This is a genomic window from Streptomyces sp. R41, assembly GCF_041053055.1.
GTDB lineage: Bacteria > Actinomycetota > Actinomycetes > Streptomycetales > Streptomycetaceae > Streptomyces.
Genome location: NZ_CP163443.1, coordinates 6,136,116 through 6,155,980, shown reverse-complemented (window position 1 = coordinate 6,155,980; position 19,865 = coordinate 6,136,116). Strand labels below are relative to the sequence as shown.

The following is a 19,865-nucleotide window of genomic DNA, read 5'->3' as shown; positions in this document are numbered from 1 at the left end:
CGCCCTCGGGGGTGGTGGTCACCGGTCGACGCCTCCCATCACGGGGTCGATGGACGCGACGGCGACGATGACGTCGGCGACCTGGCCGCCCTCGCACATCGCCGCCATGGCCTGCAGGTTGGTGAAGGACGGGTCGCGGAAGTGGACCCGGTAGGGGCGGGTGCCTCCGTCGGACACGGCGTGCACCCCGAGCTCGCCCTTGGGCGACTCGACCGCCGCGTACGCCTGTCCCGGCGGGACGCGGAAGCCCTCGGTCACCAGCTTGAAGTGGTGGATCAGGGCCTCCATGGAGGTGCCCATGATCTTCTTGATGTGGTCGAGGGAGTTACCGAGACCGTCGGGGCCGAGCGCGAGCTGGGCCGGCCAGGCGATCTTCTTGTCGGCGACCATGACCGGGCCGGGCTGCAGCCGGTCCAGGCACTGCTCGACGATCCGCAGCGACTGGCGCATCTCCTCCAGGCGGATCAGGAAGCGCCCGTAGGAGTCGCAGGTGTCGGCGGTCGGGACGTCGAAGTCGTACGTCTCGTAGCCGCAGTACGGCTGGGTCTTGCGCAGGTCGTGCGGCAGACCGGCAGAGCGCACGATCGGGCCGGTGGCGCCGAGGGCCATGCAGCCGGCCAGGTCCAGATAGCCGACGTCCTGCATACGGGCCTTGAAGATGGGGTTCCCGGTGGCGAGCTTGTCGTACTCGGGAAGGTTCTTCTTCATCTTCTTCACGAACTCGCGGATCTGGTCCACCGCACCTGGGGGCAGGTCCTGGGCGAGTCCGCCGGGGCGGATGTACGCGTGGTTCATCCGCAGACCGGTGATCAGCTCGTAGATGTCGAGAATGAGTTCACGATCACGGAAGCCATAGATCATGATCGTCGTGGCGCCCAGCTCCATGCCGCCGGTGGCGATGCACACCAGGTGGGAGGAGAGCCGGTTCAGCTCCATCAGGAGCACGCGGATGATCGTCGCCCGGTCGGGGATCTGGTCCGTGATGCCGAGAAGTTTCTCGACCGCGAGGCAGTACGCCGTCTCGTTGAAGAACGGCGTCAGGTAGTCCATGCGCGTCACGAACGTGGTGCCCTGGGTCCACGTGCGGAACTCGAGGTTCTTCTCGATGCCGGTGTGGAGGTAGCCGATGCCGCAGCGGGCCTCGGTGACCGTCTCGCCGTCGATCTCCAGGATGAGCCGGAGTACACCGTGCGTGGAGGGGTGCTGCGGCCCCATGTTGACGATGATGCGCTCGTCGTCGGACTTCGCCGCGGACTGGGCGATCTCGTCCCAGTCGCCACCGGTGACCGTATATACGGTGCCCTCGGTCGTCTCCCGGGCCGCAGCGGATGCTGCAGAAGAAGGGGTCTGCGTGCTCATGAGTACGACCTCCGCTGGTCCGGAGCCGGGATCTGGGCGCCCTTGTACTCGACGGGGATGCCGCCGAGGGGGTAGTCCTTGCGCTGCGGGAAGCCCTGCCAGTCGTCCGGCATCATGATCCGCGTCAGCGCCGGGTGACCGTCGAAGATCAGCCCGAAGAAGTCGTACGTCTCGCGCTCGTGCCAGTCGTTCGTCGGATAGACGGAGACGAGCGAGGGAACGTGCGGGTCGGCGTCGGGGGCGCTGACCTCCAGGCGGATCAGCCGGTTGTGGGTGATCGAGCGCAGGTGGTACACGGCGTGCAGCTCGCGGCCCTTGTCGCTGGGGTAGTGCACCCCGCTCACGCCGGTGCACAACTCGAAGCGGAGCGCCGGGTCGTCGCGCAGAGTCTGGGCGACGCGGACCAGGTACTCGCGTTCGATGTGGAAGGTGATCTCGTCGCGGTCGACGACCGTCTTCTCGATGGCGTGCTCGGGGACGAGTCCCTGTTCCTCAAGGGCGCCTTCCAGCTCGTCGGCGACCTCGTCGAACCAGCCGCCGTAGGGGCGGGCGGCCGGGCCGGGCAGCCGGATGGAGCGGACCAGGCCGCCGTAGCCGGTGGTGTCGCCGCCGTTGTTGGCACCGAACATGCCGCGCTGGACGCGGATCTCCTCTCCGCCCTCGCCGCGCTGGCCGGGGAGGTTCTGGGCGCCCAGGTCCTTCTCGGGGTTGACGCCGTCGCCCGGCGTGTTCGCCCCGTTACCGTTCGCGTCGCTCACCGCAGCAGGCCCTTCATCTCGATGGTGGGGAGCGCCTTGAGCGCCGCTTCCTCCGCCTCGCGGGCCGCCTCCTCGGCGTTCACGCCGAGCTTGGAGGTCTGGATCTTCTGGTGGAGCTTGAGAATCGCGTCCAACAGCATCTCGGGCCGCGGCGGACAGCCGGGCAAATAGATGTCGACCGGGACGATATGGTCGACACCCTGCACAATGGCGTAGTTGTTGAACATCCCGCCCGATGAGGCGCAAACCCCCATGGAGATCACCCACTTGGGGTTGGGCATCTGGTCATAGACCTGCCGCAGCACCGGGGCCATCTTCTGGCTGACCCGGCCGGCCACGATCATCAGGTCCGCCTGGCGCGGTGATCCGCGGAAGACCTCCATACCGAAGCGCGCCAGGTCGTAGCGCCCGGCGCCGGTCGTCATCATCTCGATGGCGCAGCAGGCGAGTCCGAACGTGGCGGGGAAGACGGACGCCTTGCGCACCCAGCCCGCGGCCTGCTCGACGGTGGTCAGCAGGAATCCGCTCGGCAGTTTTTCTTCGAGTCCCATGTCTTAAAGGCCCCTCAGTCCCATTCCAGGCCGCCGCGCCGCCATACGTACGCGTACGCGACGAAGACGGTGAGCACGAAGAGCAACATCTCCACGAGCCCGAAAACACCCAGGGCGTCGAAGGTGACGGCCCAGGGGTAGAGGAAGACGATCTCGATGTCGAAGACGATGAAGAGCATCGCCGTCAGGTAGTACTTAATGGGGAAGCGCCCGCCGCCGGCCGGCGTGGGGGTCGGCTCGATACCGCACTCGTAGGCTTCGAGCTTGGCGCGGTTGTACCGCTTCGGACCGATCAGCGTGGCCATGACCACGGAGAAGATCGCAAAGCCTGCCCCGAGGGCTCCCAGTACGAGGATCGGCGCATACGCGTTCACGCTCCTCGCTCCTCTCAGTCGGCACTGACTGCTGGCGGTTGCGTCGGGCGAGCACTTCCGCCCACGTGTCCCACGAGCCCCGTGCGTCCCGGCGAAGATCGCGAACATGTGAAGCAGGTCACAAGCCCAACTGCCTCGCATCTTATGCCCGGCGGTCTGTGATCTGCGACACGGGGTATTGCACAAGCTTTGTGATCTCCACCACCTGACGAACGATCATGAAGTCGGATGAGCAGTGATCTTCATACGCGAAGCGTCCGGTCGATCACCAGAGGTGACATTTCCGCTCGTCACCGCAGGTCCCGGGCGGCGTCTCCATATCAAGAGGCTTCCTTTGCATGCAAATTGGCGATGGACGCGGGGCCTTGATAGAGGGGCGCATTCACACTTCAGAGGGAGGCGCGGGGACGGGTGTGGACGCGTGCACGCGTTCACGAACGGAGGGGGTGGGGACTCACGCGCGTGACGCCACCGTCGCGGTGACCGTTCCGTGACCTGCACCACATCTCCCTATGGGTCAGATAAGCCGGGCTTGGCCATCCGTTCAAACCAGTGGTAGGCGGCAGGCAATTCGGACGTAATGCAGAAAGCCCTTGATCACGGGCTTGATGGACCGTGTCCGCAATGCCCGTTACGGCGTCAATAAAGAGTGACGCGAGCTGAATTCGGCCGCGGATTGAACAACTGTGGCGCACCACACGTTTCTTGAAGGTATGGAGGAGCCCCTGGTACCGCTTGTACCCATGTCCCACACCGCTCACATACGAAGCCACCGGAAGCCCCGTCGCAACGCGTCGTCGCTCGCGATGCGCGCCGGAGTTGCCGGTGGCGTTCTCAGCACCCTGGCAGTGGCCGGTGCGTCGGGTTCGGCGAACGCTGCCGAGTCCACGACGCAGACTCTCGAACTGCCCACCCTGACGGCCGACCTGGCCACCCAGGTCGCGCAGTCGGCGGACGCCACACAGCAGGCCGCGGCCAACTACGAGCTGCAGGCGGAGCGTGACGCGGCCGCCGCCAAGGCCGCCAAGCAGGCCAAGGCCGACCTGGCCGAGGCCAAGAAGAAGGCGGAGGCCAAGAAGAAGGCCGAGGCCGCCCGCAAGGCCGCCGCCGCCCAGGCCGCCTCGCGCTCCTCGGAGCGGACCACCCTGTCCGCCTCCACGAGCTCGAACGTCTCCGCCCCGGCCAGCGGCAGTGTCGCTACCGTCATCGCCTTCCTCAAGGCGCAGGTCGGCGATGCCTACGTCATGGGTGGCACCGGGCCCAACGCCTGGGACTGCTCCGGTCTCGTGCAGGCCGCGTTCAAGCAGGTCGGCGTCGACCTGCCGCGCGTCTCGCAGGACCAGTCGACGAGCGGTACGCCGGTCTCGCTGTCCAACATCCAGGTCGGCGACATCCTGTACTGGGGTTCGGCCGGTTCGGCGTACCACGTGGGTGTCTACATCGGTAACGGGCAGTACCTGGACGCCGCCAACCCCTCCAAGGGTGTGGTGATTCAGGACCTTTCGGGCTACCCGGCGACGGGTGCGGTGCGGGTCCTCTAAGACGCACGAACCACACGGCCTGAGGGCCGCCGCCTCGGGGGCGGTGGCCCTTTCGGCCCGTCCTGGGTGAATTGCCCTGACTCGAACCGGCCCTAACCGAGGTCGAATGTGTTGGGCAGGCCCAGCTTGTAGCGGAGTTCGTCCACGCGCTTGAGGGGTTCCATCTCGGGCGGGCGGTACAGCTCCCAGATCTCACAACGCTCGGCGCCCGAATTGTCCGCGTCCAGGAGTGCGTTGACGGCCCGGCGTGCGGACTCGTTGGCGCCTTCCATGGTGGCCAGGTCCACGTCGGTGCGTACGTAGTCGCCCGCGAGGAAGAAGTTCGGCACCGCCGTGCGGGCGGACGGGCGGCTGTAGAGGGTTCCCGTCGGGTGGATGAGGAGTGGCTCTCGGTTCTGCGGATCCGGGCCGCCGAGCCCCGTCACCGCCGGGTCCATGAACCAGCCGAGCCGGTCGGCGTCCGTGAGAGTCGTCTTCCCGGAGTCGTTGAGGCCGTCCTTGAGCTGCGCCCAGGTCTCGGCGACGATCTCCTCCTTGGTGCACTCACGGGCCGTCTTGCCGTACAGGATCCCCGGCTTGTCCCACTCCGAGACGATCGCCGAGAGGCAGTCGTGGGCGCCGCCGTCTCCGTAGTCGGCCGAAAAGTCGCGTACGTCCCAGAATTGGGCCTGTCCGATGCCCGTCACCGACCAGGGTGAGTCGAGGCAGTTGATGTGCCCGTGCACCACGGGCGTCGGCGTGCGCAGATAGAACTGGATGCCCACCATCCAGTCCGTCTTCAGGGCATCGCACTTGGCGAGCTGCGGGTCGGCGGCGCGCAGGGCCGGGCCCCAGGTCCCGCGCGCGTGCTCCACCGGCATCGCCGAGACGTAGTGGTCGGCGATGACCGTACGTTCCTGGCTCCCGTCGGGGGCCGAGACGCGTACGCCGGTGACGCGCCCGCCCGCGTACAGGACCTCTCGCACCTGCGTGCGCAGGACGAATTCGACGCCCCGCGAGCGCAGATACGTCTCCCAGGGGGCGATCCACGCCTCACTCGTCGGGGCGTTGAGGACGCGGTCGATGTCGGCGTCGCCGTCCATGCCGCGGCCGAGCAGGCCCCACAACAGCAGCGCCTCGATGATGACGCGGCCGACGGTGCGCGTGGAGGCGACCTCGGCGCGGGTGGCGACGAGGTTGCGGGTCTGGCCGATGCCGAGGAGTGTCCGGTACTCCTCGCTCATCTTCTCGGCGCGGATGAAGTCCCACCAGGAGGTCTTCTCCCACTGGTCCTCACGGCGCGCGTCGCAGCTGGTGAGGTGGACGAGGAGGCGGTCGGCGAAGTACGCGGCCTCGTGGGCGGGCAGCCGGGTGCCCAGGTCGAGGACGGACAGGAGCTGGTCGCGGATCCACGACGGGGTGATGTCGCCGGGCGCGGGCGGAGTCGTCACCCGCCGCAGCGGGAAGTGCAGATCGGGCCGGCCGCCCGTGCGGGCGAAGAGGGCCTCGGTGCCGCCGCGGAGGTTGTCGTGGACGCCGTTCGCGTTGCCGGGGAAGGGGATCCGGCGCATCACGTCCGGGAGGTTCCGGTAGAAACCGGGGAAGAAGCGGAAGCCGTGCTCGCCGGGGAGCGGCTTGCGGCCGCCGCCTGCCGTTCCGGGGACGTCCATCGAGCGGGCCTTGCCGCCGAGGACGTCGTAGTACTCGTAGACGGTCACCGCGTAGCCCCGCTCCGCGAGCTCATGGGCCGCGCTGAGGCCGGAGACGCCGCCGCCGAGGACGGCGACGCGCTTGCCGGAGGCGGCGCTCGCGCTTCCGGGCCATAAGGCGACGGCGCCGAGGGCGCCTCCGGTACCGGCCAGGAAGCGTCTGCGTGAGTGTCCGATGTGCTCCTGGGACTGTTCCGAGTGTTCTGTTGTCATGAGTACGGGAGGGTAGGGAGCGGCGCCGGAGGCCGGAAGGCCGCCGCCAGGCCACCCACAGCATCCACACACCACCCGAAGGAGAACCAGCCATGCCACGTGTGTTCGTCCAGGGAAAGCCCGTCACGTCCTACCCCCGGTTGACGCCGGAGGCCGCTCGCGGATCGGTGCGACGGATCACCGAGGTGGGGGAAGAGGTGTTGCACAAGGCGTGCCGGGACGTGACCGAGTTCGGTCCCGACCTCGCCGCGCTCATCGACGACATGTTCCTGACGATGTACGTCGCCGACGGAGCCGGGCTCGCGGCGAATCAAGTGGGCGTCGACCTGCGACTGTTCGTGTACGACTGCCCGGACGACGACGGCGTCCGGCACGTCGGCCACATCGCCAACCCGGTCCTCGATCAGCTCGATCCGACCGGCCGTCGCCTCCTCGACGAGGGCGAGGGGTGCCTGTCCGTACCGGGCGCCGTGATGGACGTACCCCGCCCCGATCGCGCCGTCGTACGCGGCGTCGACCAGGACGGGAACGCCGTGGTCATCGAGGGGACGGGGTACTTCGCCCGCTGCCTCCAGCACGAGACCGACCACGTCAACGGGCACGTCTATCTGGATCGTCTCTCCAAGCGGGAGCGGAAGGACGCCCTGCGGCAGGTGGCCGACCGGCGCGAGCGGGTGCTCGCCCGCCGCGCCGTCAAGGAAGCCGAACTCGCCCGGTAGTCCCGGGAGCTACGCCTTCGGAGCCACCTTCGACAGGCCGTTGATGATGCGGTCCATCGCGTCGCCGCCCGTCGGGTCCGTCAGGTTGGCGAGCATCTTCAGCGTGAACTTCATCAGCATGGGGTGGGTCAGGCCGCGCTGGGTGGCGATCTTCATGACCTTCGGGTTGCCGATGAGCTTCACGAAGGCGCGGCCGAGGGTGTAGTAGCCGCCGTAGGTGTCCTTGAGGACGCGCGGGTAGCGCTGCAGGGCCAGTTCGCGCTGGCCCTGGGTGGCGCGCGCGTGGGCCTGGACGATGACGTCGGCGGCGATCTGGCCGGATTCCATGGCGTAGGCGATGCCCTCGCCGTTGAAGGGGTTCACCAGGCCGCCGGCGTCGCCGACCAGCAACAGCCCCTTCGTGTAGTGCGGTTGGCGGTTGAAGGCCATGGGGAGGGCGGCGCCGCGGATCGGGCCGGTCATGTTCTCGGGGGTGTAACCCCAGTCCTCCGGCATGGACGCGCACCACGCCTTCAGGACCTCGCGCCAGTCCAGCTCCTTGAACGAGTCGGAGGTGTTGAGCACACCGAGGCCGACATTCGAGGTGCCGTCGCCCATGCCGAAGATCCAGCCGTAGCCGGGCAGCAGACGGTCCTCGGGGCCCCGGCGGTCCCACAGCTCCAGCCAGGACTCCAGGTAGTCGTCCTCGTGACGCGGGGAGGTGAAGTACGTACGGACCGCGACGCCCATCGGACGGTCCTCGCGGCGGTGCAGGCCCATCGCCAGCGAGAGCCGGGTGGAGTTGCCGTCGGCCGCGACGACCAGCGGCGCGTGGAAGGTGACCTCGCGCTTCTCGCCGGTGTCCCCGAGCTTGGCGTGGACGCCGGTGATGCGGCCGGTGCGGTCGTCGATGATCGGGGCGCCGACGTTGCAGCGCTCGTACAGCCGCGCGCCCGCCTTCTGCGCCTGCCGCGCCAGCTGCTCGTCGAAGTCGTCCCGCTTGCGTACGAGGCCGTAGTCGGGGAAGGAGGCGAGATCCGGCCAGTCCAGCTGGAGGCGGACGCCGCCGCCAATGATGCGGAGGCCCTTGTTCCGCAGCCAGCCGGCCTCCTCCGAGATGTCGATGCCCATCGAGACGAGCTGCTTGGTGGCGCGCGGGGTCAGCCCGTCACCGCAGACCTTCTCGCGCGGGAACGCGGTCTTCTCGAGGAGCAGGACGTCCAGCCCCGCCTTCGCCAGGTAGTACGCGGTGGTGGAACCGGCTGGCCCGGCCCCGACGACGATGACATCGGCGGTGTTTTCGGAGAGGGGCTGGGGCTCGGTCACGGCGGGTTCTCCCCAAGATGCGAAATCAACGTGCCGACGGGCACTGGACATGGGCAGTCTATGCAGCGGTACTGATCACCTCGTTGAAGGGCTGCCCCGTGAACCGAGCGCTCCCCGACGTACAGCTCCGAGTCCCCACCGACGAGGACGCCTTCGCCTGGCACCGGGTCTTCGCGGACCCGGAGGTCATGGAGTTCCACGGCGGCCGGGCGGCCGAACTGTCCGTCTACGAGGAGCTCACCGCGCGGCAGCGGCGGCACGACGCGGAGCTCGGGTTCTGTCTGTGGACGATGGTCGACTCCGAGGGCGAGGTACTCGGTTTCACCGGCGCGCAGCCGTGGCCGCGGGAATGGGGCCCCACGGGCGAGATCGAGATCGGCTGGCGGCTCGGGCGGGCACACTGGGGCAAGGGGTACGCGACGGCGGCCGGGCTCGCCACCCTGGAGAGGGTGCGCGCGGCGGGCGTCTCCCATGTCGTCGCCATGGTCAGAGCCGACAACGAGCGGTCCATCGCCGTGACCCGGCGCCTCGGCATGGAACTGGCCGAGCGCTTCCCCCACCCGGAGCTGAAGCAGCCCGCGCACTGCTACCGGCTGGCCCTCTGACGGCTCCCGGCGAGCCACCCTACGGCTTCCGGAATGGCCCGGGCGCGGCTTACCCTTCCGGTACCGCTGGGGGTGACGTCTGTGCGCATAACACCCGAGACACCCGAAGTGCGCGTACCGCGGCTCATCGGCCTGATGGCTGTGGACGCGCGCGAGACGGCCGAGGCCCGAGGGGTGCTGCTCGTCGCGCCCGACCGGCCCGACTTCCATCTCACGGTCGTCGACTACGTCGTACGCCAATATCCGCCGCCCGGCGCCGAGGTCCCGCGCGGTGCCGTGGTCACGGTGTGGTTCGACCTCGGTGACACCGAGGGCGGCGCGGGGGTGCGCGAGCCACGGCTGCCGCGGCCGCCGTCCGGCGGGATGCGCCGCGAACTCGACGAGCCGGGCGACCCGTTCGAGGTCCTCAGGTGATCAGTGCCGGTGCCGGGTGCGCAGGTGCCCGGGTCAGGCCTTGAAGCGCCTCAGGACTTGAGGCGCCACACGGCCCGAAGCGCCTTAGGGCTTGAAGCGCCACACGGCCCGAAGCGCCTCAGGGCTTGAGGCGCTTCACGGCTTGAGGCCTCAGGCCTTGAAGCCCCGGTGCAGGGCGACGACCCCGCCCGTCAGGTTGCGCCAGGCCACCTTCGACCAGCCCGCCTTGCGCAGCCGCTCGGCCAGCTCGGGCTGGTTCGGCCAGGCGCGGATGGACTCGGCGAGATAGACGTACGCCTCGGGGTTGGAGGAGACCGCGCGGGCGACCGGCGGCAGCGCGCGCATCAGGTACTCGGTGTACACCGTGCGGAACGGCGCCCAGGTGGGGTGCGAGAACTCGCAGATCACGACGCGGCCGCCGGGCTTGGTCACCCGGTACAGCTCGCTCAGCGCGGCGTCGGTGTCCTGCACATTGCGCAGTCCGAAGGAGATCGTGACCGCGTCGAAGGTGTCGTCCTTGAAGGGCAGCTTCGTCGCGTCGCCCGCGGTCAGGGGCAGCCAGGGGTGGTTCTTCTTGCCGACCCGCAGCATGCCGAGGGAGAAGTCGCAGGGCACGACGTACGCGCCGGTGCGGGCGAAGGGGAGGGACGAGGTCGCCGTACCGGCCGCCAGGTCCAGGATCTTCTGCGCGGGCCGCGCGTCGACCGCCTTCGCGACCTCCCTGCGCCACAGCCGGGCCTGGCCCAGCGACAGCACGTCGTTCGTCAGGTCGTACCGTTCCGCCACGTCGTCGAACATCGAGGCGACTTCGTGCGGCTGCTTGTCCAGGGATGCGCGGGTCACGAACCCATTGTGGCAGTACGGACCGGGCGACTCTCCAGCACCCGGCCGCAGATTCGGGCACTACCGAGGGCACTCATTCGGAGCCCTACCTTCAGGCACGCCTATGTGCTGGTCGGAGCCTGTTTCTGCGTACCTGGAAAAGCGCCGGACCCTCCCCCGTAAACCGTGGGGAGGGTCCGGCGCCGTCCGGCTGTCACCGGGTTTCTGCGAGTGGCTGCGGCAAATACGTGGCGAAGTTTCCGGAACCGCTCAGTGTTCACAAGCACTTGTTCGGGCCCCACCACGGAGCTGCTCGGGTACCACCGAGGTACGGAGTTGATCTGGCTCCAAGGGCGCTGGACGGCGCCACCCAAGTGTTGCGGCCGACCGGTGACGGAATGCGGCCGGGTTTTGCCATCCCCCTGGGGTGCGGATTCCGGGCATTCCGCAGCGGCTCTCCGTACAGTGGTGACCATGAGCGCCGGGGGGAGCTTGCCAGCGCGGCCGTCCAACGATGCGACCGCCGTACGGTACGGGCAGCGGGACGTCCGACCCGGCCTGATCACCACCGCATACCTTCTCGTGGTTGCCGCTGCCGGACTGACGGGCGCGGCGCTGGTGGACAGCAACGTGGCTTCGTGGATTCTCGGCGCTGTCGTCAGTCCGTATGCGCTTGTCGGCCTGGTGCTACCGGTAGTGACAGTGGCCGAGCGCGACGACAGATTCGTCTTCGATGCCACGGGGTGGTGGTGGTTCAGCTCCAAAGGGGACACGCTGCTGACCTGGGAGTCGCTGGCCGGTGTGTGCATCTACTCCACCGGTGACGCAGCCGTCGACTACGGCACCGCGACGCTCGAGCTCTTCCCCCGCGGGGACTTCGACCTCGATCACCCCCTGCTGTGGCGATATGTACGGGACGGTGACCCGCCCGCCGACGGTCTCCCGAGACTGCGCTACCGCGTCGAGCTGACCCGGATGGCCAACGTCACCACGGACGCCGAACAGGCTTGCTCCCGCTGGGTTCCGCCCGACCTCTGGCACGGCAACAAATGGCAGCCCAAGGGCTACAAGGGCCGCGCCGACCGCACCGGCCACCGGCGCAGACTGCGGGCGCGGGCACGGATCCCGGCCCCGCAGGCGGATTCGACAACCCCGCTCCCGCCGCACGACGCCGTACCGCCCGGCGACCCGCAGGATCAGGCACCCTCCGGCAGTCCCGGCTGAACGGCCGGGCTGTGCCGGCCGACTCGAAGTGGCCCGCCACCGCGCTCGCCGATCTGGCCCGGGCCTGTGCCGAGTCCCGACCACTCGACACCCTCACCACCCGCAACAACCTCGCGCACTGGAGAAGCCGGGGCGTCGGAGAGTCAGGCACGCCCGACTGAGCCCAGACCGGTTCTTGGTGACTGTCGCGGCCGGGCTGGCCGCATGGCTCAGCGGGCGCTGTCGCAGCGGCGCGCTCCAACCTGTGCATGAGCCGCCAGACGACGATGATCGATAGCGCAGAGGCACAGATGTGCCGCAGCGGCACAGATGTGCAGACCATCGCTGACCATCAGCTGCCGCAGGACATGACGAGCCTGGCTCGCAGTGACCCCCTTCTCCGGCGGCCGACCGCATGACCTGTGCGTTAGCGGTCGGCCGCTGTCGTCGCCCGTCACCATCGGCCACCCTCAGGCAGCCCAGCGACGGCCCGAGATCCTGCGCTGTAGCCGCCCCACGACCTGGCGGAGCTGGGATGATCTCCCGGTGAGCTATCCCGCAACAGACGAGCTGTCGTCAGCCGAGCACGCATTCATGATCAATGCGACGGAGATCGACATCCTGCCCGGTGTTCGGGGAGACCTGGAAGAAGCGTTGGCATCCGCCGAGCCCACCGAGCTGACCGCAATCCTTCTGCCGCTCATCGACAGAGGCTGGATTGAAGTCTCCCGGCTCGTTCCCTGGACCGCTCCGGATGACAAGCCTGGACTCCAGCCCGGTCCTTCCATCCCGCGACATGACCTTCCCGCCTTGCTGGCAGATGCTGACAACTGGGAGTACCCAGACGACGGCGAGTGGCTGGGTCGCCTCACGCTCGTCCTCACCGAAGCAGGGCAGCTGATCCCCCGGTGACCCCAGCGACACCCGCTTGAGGAGTTCGGTCGGGCGGCCTACAAGCAGCGCAACACCGTCGAGCGGTGCATCAACCGCCTGAAACGATGGCGCGGCATCGCCCCCCGTTACGAGAAGACCGCGACCGTCCACCTGGCCGGACTCCACGTCGCGGGCATCTTTCTCTGGCCTGCTCGGTGATCCAAACGAACCGCCTAGTAGCTGTCGTAGCTGGGCTTACCGTTCGGCCGGTAGACGCCGACGATGGTGCCGCCCTTCGTCGTCGAGACGCTGACCGGCTCCAGCGCAGTGGGGATCGCTCCGTCGGCGAACAGCCGCTTGCCGGTGCCGATGATCACCGGATGGATGGTCAGCCGGTACTCGTCGACGAGGCCGTGCCGCATGAGGGTCTGGGCGAGGTCGCCACTGCCGACGACGTTGATGTTGCCGCCGTCGGACGCCTTCAGCTTGCGTACGGCATCGACGATGTCGCCCTCCAGCAGCGTGGAGTTCTGCCACTCGACGGACGTCAGGGTCCGAGACGCCACGTACTTGTGCATGCTGTTCATCCGATTGGTGAACGGGTTGTCGGGATCGGCGGTCGGCCAGTACGACGCGAAGATCTCGTACGTCTTACGGCCGAGCAGCATCGCGTCGGAGTGCTCGTACCAACCGGCGATGGCCGCGCCGACCTCGTCGTCGGCCACCGGTTTCTGCCAGCCGCCGTGCTCGAAGCCGCTCTCGGCGTCCTCGTCCGGACCGCCCGGCGCCTGCATGACGCCGTCCAGCGTCAGAAACGTGCAAACGATGATCTCGCGCATGGTGCGCTCCCTTCGTCGACGGGTAGACCGCACAACCGCCGAAAACTCATCGGCGGAACTTCCGCGGCGCAGCACCAGGGCCGTCGTTTGGATCAGCCCGGCCGTGAGGTGCGGTACCTCTTGGCCGACCCGAGCGGAGTCTGGTGCGTGCAGCCGCAAGGCGGAGGGGGCGTCAACGCGGAGCAGGCAACCGATGACAACGCCGCAGATGTGCGTGCCACACCCCAGCCGGCCGCGTCACCAACCTCTCCGGTCAGCACACCTAGGGCGTTGCACGTGCCCGGAACGGCCCCTACCGGCAAATACGCGGCGATGTTGGATGCCGAAGGGGACACGCAGACGGGAAACTTGCAGGTCAGATACCCAACCCGTCGTGATCGCCCGCGTCTCTCCAGCACCCGGCCCGTACGCCCGTCTCACGCACCCCCCTCCGGGCCCCCTCGGAACCCCCTCAGGGAAGTAGCTTCGGCTTCTTCTTCGCGGCCACGTCCTCGACCCACCCCACGAGCGGGATCGCGACCCAGATCAGCACCCAGCCGATGCCGAACATGAACCACTGGCTCTCCAGCGGCAGCCACTTCTCGAAGGCGGGCACCTTCCAGAACTGGTCGATCAGCGGGACCGCGAGCACCAGCGCGATCTCGTGCCAGAGGTAGATCGTCACCGCCCGCCCGTTGAAGATCGTCACGATCCGGTCGAGCCGCTTGAAGCGGGCGAGCCAGGCGACGTCGACGTTGTAGTACGCCTTGAAGAACATCAGCAGCGTCACGAAGCCCGCCGACCAGAAGGTCTGGGCGAGCGGCACCTCGTCCAGGTCGTAGGTGCCGAACTCCGCCTGGTGCCCGAAGGCGTACCAGCCGCCGTACGCCAGCAGGGCTCCCGACGCCAGGATCACCACGGCCGGCTTCAGCCGCTGCAGCACGCCCTCGCGGTGCGCGAAGCCGACCAGCCAGCAGAACAGGAAGGTGGCCAGGTCCGTGAGGCCGCTGCCGAAGCGGTTGTACGGCGGCTGCCAGCCGTACTGGAAGACCACGATCGGGACGAGGGAGAGGAGCAGGACCGGAATCGGGGCCTTGCGGAAGACCTTGAGGAGCAGCGGGGACAGCAGGACGAACCAGAGGTACGTCCGCAGGTACCAGAGGATCTCCCAGGCCTGGATGCCCCACTGGTTGCCCGGCGGGTCGCCGACCGGGACGATCCAGAAGACGATCTGCCAGCCCGGCATCCAGTCGTGGACGAGCATCGCCAGCACGACGAAGAATCCCCAGAACCAGAAGGGCGGCAGCAGTCGCCGCATCCGGCTCTTGACCACCTTGAACGCGGGGCGCTCCAGGGACTTGGCCATCAGCGAGCCGGCGAGCGCGAACATCACGCCCATGGAGGGGAAGACCATGCCGGCCCAGGCCCAGCCGAAGGTGTGGTACGCCACGACGCGGATCAGCGCGATGGCGCGCAGCGTGTCGAAGTAGCGGTCGCGGCCGCCCCCCTTCGCCTTCGGCGCGGGGGGCACTGACTCACCGCCGTCGGTGCCGGGGTCGGGTTCCAGGGCGTCCGGCGCTGCTGGCTGTGCCCACCCTCCCCCACTCTCGGCTTCGCTCGAGCGGGGGGACCCCCATCGCCCTGCGGGACGATTGCCCACAGTGGTAGCAGCTTCCGGCTCCACCGTCGGCAGGGGCGCGGTCTCGCCGGCGTACCCCTGCCCGTAGTCGGCGTACGTCTGCTGCTCGTACTGGGGGTATCCCTGGGCGTACTGCTGGGGCTGCTGCCCGTAGCCGTACGGGTCGGGCTGTTGCCCGTATCCGTAGCCGTAGCCCTGCTGCCCCTGTTGCCCCGGTTGTTCCGAGCCCCAGCTCATCTAGCTCACTCCTGCCGGAGTTCCGACCTCACCCGTGCGCTTGAGCTTCTGCCAGCGGAGGCGGCCGCCGGTCAGGGCCGTGACGCAGGAGTGGATCAGAACCAGGTACATCATCTGGCGGTACGCGAGTTGCTGCAGCGGCAGCATCGCGAGGTATCGGTACTTCTCCCGGTCGAGTCGGAACGCGTAGGCCGCGCAGACGAGTTGGATTGCGAGGACGGCCAGCCAGGCGAGCAGGGCCGCCTTGAAGTCCACGAAGATCATCGAGTAGACGGTGAACACGTCGATGAGCGGCGCGAAGACCGGCGTGACGATCTGGAAGAGCACGACCAGGGGCATGCCCACGCGGCCGAAGCGGCCCGAAGGACCCTTGTCCGTCAGGGACTTGCGGTGCTTCCACAGCGCCTGCATGGTGCCGTACGACCAGCGGTAGCGCTGCGACCACAGCTGCTTCAGGGAGCCCGGCGCCTCTGTCCAGGCCTTGGCGTGCTCCTGGTAGACGACCCGCCAGCCCGCGCGGTGCATGGCGATGGTGATGTCCGTGTCCTCGGCGAGCGTGTCCTCGCTCATGCCGCCGACCTCAAGCACCGCGTCCCGGCGGAACGCGCCGATCGCGCCCGGAATGGTGGGCATGCAGCGCAGCAGGTCGTACATGCGGCGGTCGAGGTTGAAGCCCATCACATACTCGATGTGCTGCCAGGCGCCGATCATGGTGTTGCGGTTGCCGACCTTGGCGTTGCCGGCGACCGCGCCGATCTCCGGGTCCGCGAAGGGCTGCACGAGCTGGTGCACGGCGTCGGGCTCGAAGACGGTGTCGCCGTCCATCATCACGACGATGTCGTGACTGGCGTTGCGCACACCGTTGTTGAGGGCAGCGGGCTTGCCCGCGTTCTCCTGCCGGATGACGCGGACGTTCGGCATGCCGAGCGACTCGGCGATCTCGGACGTGTTGTCCTCGGAGCCGTCGTCGACAACGATGATCTCGATCGGATGGGTGCTCTTCGCCAGCGACTTCAGGGTGTTGGCGATGCACTCCTTCTCGTTGTACGCGGGCACGATGACCGTCACCGGCCGGGTGACCGTCGGACCCCAGCTGAACTTCCCACCCCTGCCGCGTTTTCTGTTGCGCTGTCTGTAGTGGCGTCGGGCGAGGATCAGCATCATCCCGAACCGGCCCATCACGGCGACGCCGACGACGATCAGGAAGTAGGACAGCACCGGTACGACCCACTCGGCGACCGCGACCGCCCAGATCAGGGCCTTGCCCTCGTAGAGGGTGGCGCCGGTGGCCTTGCTGTGGGCGGCCTGCTCGACGCTGACCGTGCCGGCCGCGCCCGCGCCCCGCCCCTGCTGGGGCCGACCGGTCGGCTGCGTACCGCCGGGCTGCTGTCCGGAACCGGCGGCCTGCCCGGCAGTCTCGCCGTCGGTCTGCCCGGTGGCACCGGCCTGCTGGGCGTTCTGCTGCCGGCTTTGGTTGTTGGCCTTGGCCATCGCGCCGCTGACCGTGGTGAAGGTGTAGCCCTTCGCCTTCATCTTCTTGATGTACGTGCCGAGCGCCTTGACCGTCTCCGAGCGATCACCGCCCGCGTCGTGCAGGAGGACGATGGCGCCCTTGTTCTTCTTCGGCGTCGCCCACTGGACGATCTTCGAGACGCCCGGCTTCTTCCAGTCGTCGCTGTCGGTGTCGACGAAGACGCTGGTGTAGCCCAGGTTGCCGATCTGCTTGTAGACCGGCCAGCTGTAGTTGTCGACGGCGTTGATCTCCGACGAGTACGGGGCGCGGAACAGCGTGGTCTGGATCCCGGCGGCGCCCGCGAGCGCCAGCTGCGTCTGCTTGAGCTCGCGCTGGAGCCGTGCGGTGCTCTGGTAGGAGAGGTCGACGTGCGTGAAGGTGTGGATGCCGATCTCGTTGCCCTGGTCCACCAGGTCCTTCACCACGCTCGGGTAGCGCGAGACCATCGAGCCGACCATGAAGAACGTGCCCTCGACGTCGTTGTCCTCGAGGACCTTGAGGACCTGGGGCGTCCAGGTCGCCGTCGGCCCGTCGTCGAAGGTGAGCACGATGGTCTTGTCCGGCACGGACTCGGTCTTCGCGGTGCCGTTGTCGAACGTCAGGATGGGGCCGCCGTCAAGGATCTTCTGGGGGACCTTGTCGTAGGCCGCGCCGTCGCGGACGCGCGAGTCGTTGCCGATCTCGGAGCGCAGGTAGCCGTCGAGCAGCATCACGCTGACGAGCGCCAGCAGGAGCAGCAGGGCGAGGATCACGCGCGGTTTCTGCAGCGCCGCGGCCTTGTCGGCCGCCCGCTCCATCTTGGAGGGGGCGCGCCGACGGCCGCGCGAGGGCGTGGTCGAAGTCATGGGTGTGGGTGCGTCCCAGTCGGTGTCATGAGTGTGTGCGTCCCCGTCAGTTGGCGTCGGTGGAGGCGGACGCGGCGGGGGACGGGGGCTCGCCCGTGGCGACGCCCGTGGGCGGAGTACCGGTGGGCTTCGTGGGCGGGGTGCCGGTGGCTGCGGCGCCGCCCTGCGGCTGCAGGTTGCCCCCGCCGCCGGGAGCGGAGCCGGCCTGGCCGCCGCCGAAGGGGAAGAGTGAGGACGGCGTCAGCGAGGTGCCCCAGCCCATGAAGGCCATACCGAGCACGACCGCGTAGCCGAGGCAGACGACGCCGACGAGCATGCCGATTCTGCGCAGCAGGCGGGCCCGGCGCCCAGAGTTGTCAACGAACACGGGACCGTCGACGGCCCCGTTGCCGCGTTTGCGGCGGCGGCCGCGCACTTGGGCGCGGTTTTCGATGGCTGACTCGGATTGCATTCCCCGGATATTAGGCCGCCTTTATGTGGCCAATTCTCTGGTTCTCATGTGAGGCACCCATGAGACTTGGCCCAACCTGTCCATTCCCTGAGAGAATCCATGAACATCTGCGCAGCTCAGGCTCAGTAGATATAGGCCTTATGCCCCATTCTCGCGCCCGATATACCCTGCTTCAGCCCACTTTCCTATGCAGCATCTATGCACTCCCTGTATTCATGAATCACCACCGGATGTGCCACCTTTGAACTCCGGAATCGCATTTTGTTTCCGTCCTGAGACAGAAATCACGAGAGCGGGTGCATGTGCAATGAGGAGTTTCCTGAAGCCGGCCGCCGGGCTCGTCTGCCTGGTGGCTCTGGCCTGTGCGGGGTGCTCCTCGGGCGGTGACGACGCATCGGACGCGGCACCCGCGCAGACCCGGCGGACCAGTGCGGCGCCCTCCGAGAGCGAGGCCTCGTCCACCACCTCGTACGCCCCGTACGTGAGCGCCACCACCGCGTCCGACACCGACTCCACCGGGTCGCCGACGACGTACAACCTGGCCTTCGTGATCTCCGACGGCAGCGACTGCACGGCGAAGTGGAACGGGACGTACGCCATCGGCAACTCGGCCGTGAGGACCAGGATCTCGGCGCTCAAGGAGTCCGGCGCAAACGTGCGCGTCTCCTTCGGCGGCGCGTCCGGCAAGGAGCTGGCCGAGGTCTGCGACAGCGCGACGGCGCTCGCGGCGGCGTACGGGGCGGCGCTGGACGCCGCCGGCTCGACCCAGGCGGACTTCGACATCGAGGGCGACGCGCTGACCGACTCCGACTCGGTCGCGCTGCGCTCCAAGGCGATCGCGCTGCTCCAGAAGGAGCGCACCGACCTGAAGGTCTCCTTCACGCTGCCGGTGATGCCGTCCGGCCTCGACGACGACAGCCTGGCGCTCCTGGAGTCCGCCAACGACAACGCCGTGAAGGTCTCCACCGTCAACATCATGACGATGAACTACGGCAGTTCGTACACCGACGACATGGGCGACTACGCCGAGACGTCCGCCAAGGCGGCCCACGATCAACTGCGGGACGTCTTCGGGCTGTCGAGCACGGGCGCCTGGCAGGGGCTCGCACTGACCTCGATGATCGGCGAACAGGACGTCTCGGGCGAGACGTTCACGCTCTCGGACGCGGCGCAGGTACGGGCGTTCGCGGAGGAGAAGGGGGTGGCTTGGGTGTCGATGTGGTCGACGTTCCGGGACCAGCAGTGCGAGGACGACGACTCCGCGTCAGACGATGCGGCCACCAACTGCAGTGGGGTGACTCAGAGTTCGGGGGAGTTCGCGGAGGCGTTGGCCGGCTGACCCAGCTGTGGGCGATCGTGCCTCCCCCACTGCCTTGACGGCGTGGGGGGACCCCCAGGCGGCGCCCGTCCCGCAGAGGGCGGCACCTCGTAGGCGCCGAGTTGCGCAGCCCACCCCCGAGCAGCGACACCGGGCCGACGGTACCTATCGGCGCCGGTGCACCAAGCGACCCGCGCACACCGTGGCGATGCACGCCCCGTCCGCGTCGAAGACCGCGAGGTCGGCACGTCCCGCGGCGACGATCGCGGCCCTTCGCATACACGCGAGGACGGCGACGTCGTTGCGGGCGGCCGCCGCGCGGAGTTCAGCCGTATCGGCGTACTCCGCCAGTACGGCGGTGGCGCCCGACTTCAGGACGGCGTGGACGCGTTCGCGGGGGCTCGGTGCCTCGGGCAGGGCACCGTCGTGGACACGGGCGGGCCCGAGGACCCCGGGCCATCTCCGTACGCGCGCCCCCGGAAAACGCTCCAGTAGCTCGTCCAGCGGCCCGATGCCCGCGACTCGGTCCCCCTCGACAGCGACGGCGCCGTCCTTGACCGGCTCGGAGTCGTCCCAGGCGTACCGCAGGTCGTCCGCGGCGTGAATCGTCAGCATTCTG

The 19,865-nt window shown here is 68.3% G+C and carries 20 protein-coding genes and 1 pseudogene; 9 read left to right on the top strand and 12 right to left on the bottom strand.

Features of this window, described 5'->3' with window-relative positions; genetic code table 11:
- Positions 1–18 precede the first annotated feature (18 nt).
- From AB5J53_RS28235 to AB5J53_RS28220, 4 genes are read right to left on the bottom strand one after another with little or no spacing between them, the layout of a single operon-like run.
- Complete coding sequence (locus tag AB5J53_RS28235; RefSeq protein WP_369248454.1) at positions 19–1,359, bottom strand: NADH-quinone oxidoreductase subunit D; 1,341 nt, start codon at positions 1,357–1,359, stop codon at positions 19–21.
- A complete protein-coding gene (locus AB5J53_RS28230) occupies positions 1,356–2,117 on the bottom strand; it encodes an NADH-quinone oxidoreductase subunit C (RefSeq protein ID WP_369248453.1) in 762 nt (253 codons plus the stop codon). The genes AB5J53_RS28235 and AB5J53_RS28230 overlap by 4 nt, the downstream gene beginning before the upstream one ends.
- Positions 2,114–2,668, bottom strand: a complete 555-nt coding sequence (locus AB5J53_RS28225) for an NADH-quinone oxidoreductase subunit B family protein (protein ID WP_056552623.1) — start codon at positions 2,666–2,668, stop codon at positions 2,114–2,116. Before AB5J53_RS28225 ends, AB5J53_RS28230 begins: the two co-directional genes overlap by 4 nt.
- Before the next feature lie 14 nt (positions 2,669–2,682).
- Positions 2,683–3,042, bottom strand: a complete 360-nt coding sequence (locus AB5J53_RS28220) for an NADH-quinone oxidoreductase subunit A (RefSeq protein WP_007383963.1) — start codon at positions 3,040–3,042, stop codon at positions 2,683–2,685.
- Positions 3,043–3,755: 713 nt separating this feature from the next.
- Here AB5J53_RS28220 and AB5J53_RS28215 point away from each other — a divergent pair.
- A complete protein-coding gene (locus AB5J53_RS28215) occupies positions 3,756–4,583 on the top strand; it encodes a C40 family peptidase (protein ID WP_369248452.1) in 828 nt (275 codons plus the stop codon).
- 92 nt (positions 4,584–4,675) lie between these two features.
- On the opposite strand, the gene AB5J53_RS28210 is transcribed toward AB5J53_RS28215, so the two are convergent.
- Positions 4,676–6,484, bottom strand: coding sequence for an FAD-dependent oxidoreductase (locus tag AB5J53_RS28210; RefSeq protein ID WP_369248451.1), 1,809 nt, complete (start codon positions 6,482–6,484; stop codon positions 4,676–4,678).
- 92 nt (positions 6,485–6,576) lie between these two features.
- Between AB5J53_RS28210 and def the strand changes: the two genes are divergently transcribed.
- Positions 6,577–7,203 carry a peptide deformylase gene (gene def / locus AB5J53_RS28205; protein WP_369248450.1) on the top strand — a complete coding sequence of 209 codons (627 nt, stop codon included), beginning with the start codon at positions 6,577–6,579 and terminating at the stop codon, positions 7,201–7,203.
- A gap of 9 nt (positions 7,204–7,212) precedes the next feature.
- Here the strand turns inward: def and AB5J53_RS28200 are convergent, their stop codons facing one another.
- Positions 7,213–8,508 (bottom strand): geranylgeranyl reductase family protein, encoded by a 1,296-nt coding sequence (locus AB5J53_RS28200; RefSeq protein ID WP_369248449.1) that lies wholly within the window; start codon positions 8,506–8,508, stop codon positions 7,213–7,215.
- A 98-nt stretch (positions 8,509–8,606) separates the two neighbouring features.
- On the opposite strand from AB5J53_RS28200, the gene AB5J53_RS28195 reads away from it, so the two are divergent.
- Positions 8,607–9,113, top strand: coding sequence for a GNAT family N-acetyltransferase (locus AB5J53_RS28195; protein WP_369248448.1), 507 nt, complete (start codon positions 8,607–8,609; stop codon positions 9,111–9,113).
- A gap of 81 nt (positions 9,114–9,194) precedes the next feature.
- Positions 9,195–9,527, top strand: coding sequence for a PASTA domain-containing protein (locus AB5J53_RS28190; protein ID WP_369248447.1), 333 nt, complete (start codon positions 9,195–9,197; stop codon positions 9,525–9,527).
- Positions 9,528–9,677: 150 nt separating this feature from the next.
- On the opposite strand, the gene AB5J53_RS28185 is transcribed toward AB5J53_RS28190, so the two are convergent.
- Positions 9,678–10,370 carry a demethylmenaquinone methyltransferase gene (locus AB5J53_RS28185; protein ID WP_369248446.1) on the bottom strand — a complete coding sequence of 231 codons (693 nt, stop codon included), beginning with the start codon at positions 10,368–10,370 and terminating at the stop codon, positions 9,678–9,680.
- A gap of 453 nt (positions 10,371–10,823) precedes the next feature.
- Between AB5J53_RS28185 and AB5J53_RS28180 the strand changes: the two genes are divergently transcribed.
- From AB5J53_RS28180 to AB5J53_RS28165, 4 genes and pseudogenes are all read left to right on the top strand, one after another.
- Positions 10,824–11,573, top strand: coding sequence for a hypothetical protein (locus AB5J53_RS28180; protein ID WP_369248445.1), 750 nt, complete (start codon positions 10,824–10,826; stop codon positions 11,571–11,573).
- Between the two features lie 11 nt (positions 11,574–11,584).
- Positions 11,585–11,734, top strand: coding sequence for a hypothetical protein (locus tag AB5J53_RS28175; RefSeq protein ID WP_369248444.1), 150 nt, complete (start codon positions 11,585–11,587; stop codon positions 11,732–11,734).
- 364 nt (positions 11,735–12,098) lie between these two features.
- Positions 12,099–12,464 (top strand): hypothetical protein, encoded by a 366-nt coding sequence (locus AB5J53_RS28170; RefSeq protein ID WP_369248443.1) that lies wholly within the window; start codon positions 12,099–12,101, stop codon positions 12,462–12,464.
- A 39-nt stretch (positions 12,465–12,503) separates the two neighbouring features.
- Positions 12,504–12,614 (top strand): annotated as a pseudogene (locus AB5J53_RS28165) (IS5/IS1182 family transposase); the annotation flags it as partial.
- A gap of 44 nt (positions 12,615–12,658) precedes the next feature.
- Here AB5J53_RS28165 and AB5J53_RS28160 read toward each other — a convergent pair.
- From AB5J53_RS28160 to AB5J53_RS28145, 4 genes are all read right to left on the bottom strand, one after another.
- Positions 12,659–13,264, bottom strand: a complete 606-nt coding sequence (locus AB5J53_RS28160; protein ID WP_369248442.1) for a dihydrofolate reductase family protein — start codon at positions 13,262–13,264, stop codon at positions 12,659–12,661.
- Between the two features lie 451 nt (positions 13,265–13,715).
- Positions 13,716–15,119, bottom strand: coding sequence for an acyltransferase (locus tag AB5J53_RS28155; protein ID WP_369248441.1), 1,404 nt, complete (start codon positions 15,117–15,119; stop codon positions 13,716–13,718).
- Positions 15,120–17,477: a bifunctional polysaccharide deacetylase/glycosyltransferase family 2 protein gene (locus AB5J53_RS28150; RefSeq protein ID WP_369248440.1), complete on the bottom strand. Its 2,358-nt coding sequence runs from the start codon at positions 17,475–17,477 to the stop codon at positions 15,120–15,122. It lies immediately after the preceding gene.
- 46 nt (positions 17,478–17,523) lie between these two features.
- Positions 17,524–17,928: a hypothetical protein gene (locus AB5J53_RS28145; RefSeq protein WP_369248439.1), complete on the bottom strand. Its 405-nt coding sequence runs from the start codon at positions 17,926–17,928 to the stop codon at positions 17,524–17,526.
- Positions 17,929–18,235: 307 nt separating this feature from the next.
- On the opposite strand from AB5J53_RS28145, the gene AB5J53_RS28140 reads away from it, so the two are divergent.
- On the top strand, positions 18,236–19,267 hold the full coding sequence (locus tag AB5J53_RS28140; RefSeq protein ID WP_369248438.1) for a chitinase: 1,032 nt from the start codon (positions 18,236–18,238) through the stop codon (positions 19,265–19,267).
- 144 nt (positions 19,268–19,411) lie between these two features.
- Here AB5J53_RS28140 and AB5J53_RS28135 read toward each other — a convergent pair whose 3' ends face one another.
- Complete coding sequence (locus AB5J53_RS28135) at positions 19,412–19,861, bottom strand: hypothetical protein (RefSeq protein WP_369248437.1); 450 nt, start codon at positions 19,859–19,861, stop codon at positions 19,412–19,414.
- Positions 19,862–19,865 lie beyond the last annotated feature (4 nt).

Bases quoted from the DNA above. Each gene is read 5' to 3' on its own strand.
- AB5J53_RS28235 (WP_369248454.1), bottom strand. From the start codon at position 1,359: ATGAGCACGCAGACCCCTTCTTCTGCAGCATCCGCTGCGGCCCGGGAG.
- AB5J53_RS28225 (WP_056552623.1), bottom strand. From the start codon at position 2,668: ATGGGACTCGAAGAAAAACTGCCGAGCGGATTCCTGCTGACCACCGTC.
- AB5J53_RS28215 (WP_369248452.1), top strand. From the start codon at position 3,756: ATGGAGGAGCCCCTGGTACCGCTTGTACCCATGTCCCACACCGCTCAC.
- AB5J53_RS28210 (WP_369248451.1), bottom strand. From the start codon at position 6,484: ATGACAACAGAACACTCGGAACAGTCCCAGGAGCACATCGGACACTCA.
- def (WP_369248450.1), top strand. From the start codon at position 6,577: ATGCCACGTGTGTTCGTCCAGGGAAAGCCCGTCACGTCCTACCCCCGG.
- AB5J53_RS28180 (WP_369248445.1), top strand. From the start codon at position 10,824: ATGAGCGCCGGGGGGAGCTTGCCAGCGCGGCCGTCCAACGATGCGACC.
- AB5J53_RS28160 (WP_369248442.1), bottom strand. From the start codon at position 13,264: ATGCGCGAGATCATCGTTTGCACGTTTCTGACGCTGGACGGCGTCATG.
- AB5J53_RS28155 (WP_369248441.1), bottom strand. From the start codon at position 15,119: ATGAGCTGGGGCTCGGAACAACCGGGGCAACAGGGGCAGCAGGGCTAC.
- AB5J53_RS28150 (WP_369248440.1), bottom strand. From the start codon at position 17,477: ATGACTTCGACCACGCCCTCGCGCGGCCGTCGGCGCGCCCCCTCCAAG.
- AB5J53_RS28145 (WP_369248439.1), bottom strand. From the start codon at position 17,928: ATGCAATCCGAGTCAGCCATCGAAAACCGCGCCCAAGTGCGCGGCCGC.
- AB5J53_RS28140 (WP_369248438.1), top strand. From the start codon at position 18,236: ATGAGGAGTTTCCTGAAGCCGGCCGCCGGGCTCGTCTGCCTGGTGGCT.
- AB5J53_RS28135 (WP_369248437.1), bottom strand. From the start codon at position 19,861: ATGCTGACGATTCACGCCGCGGACGACCTGCGGTACGCCTGGGACGAC.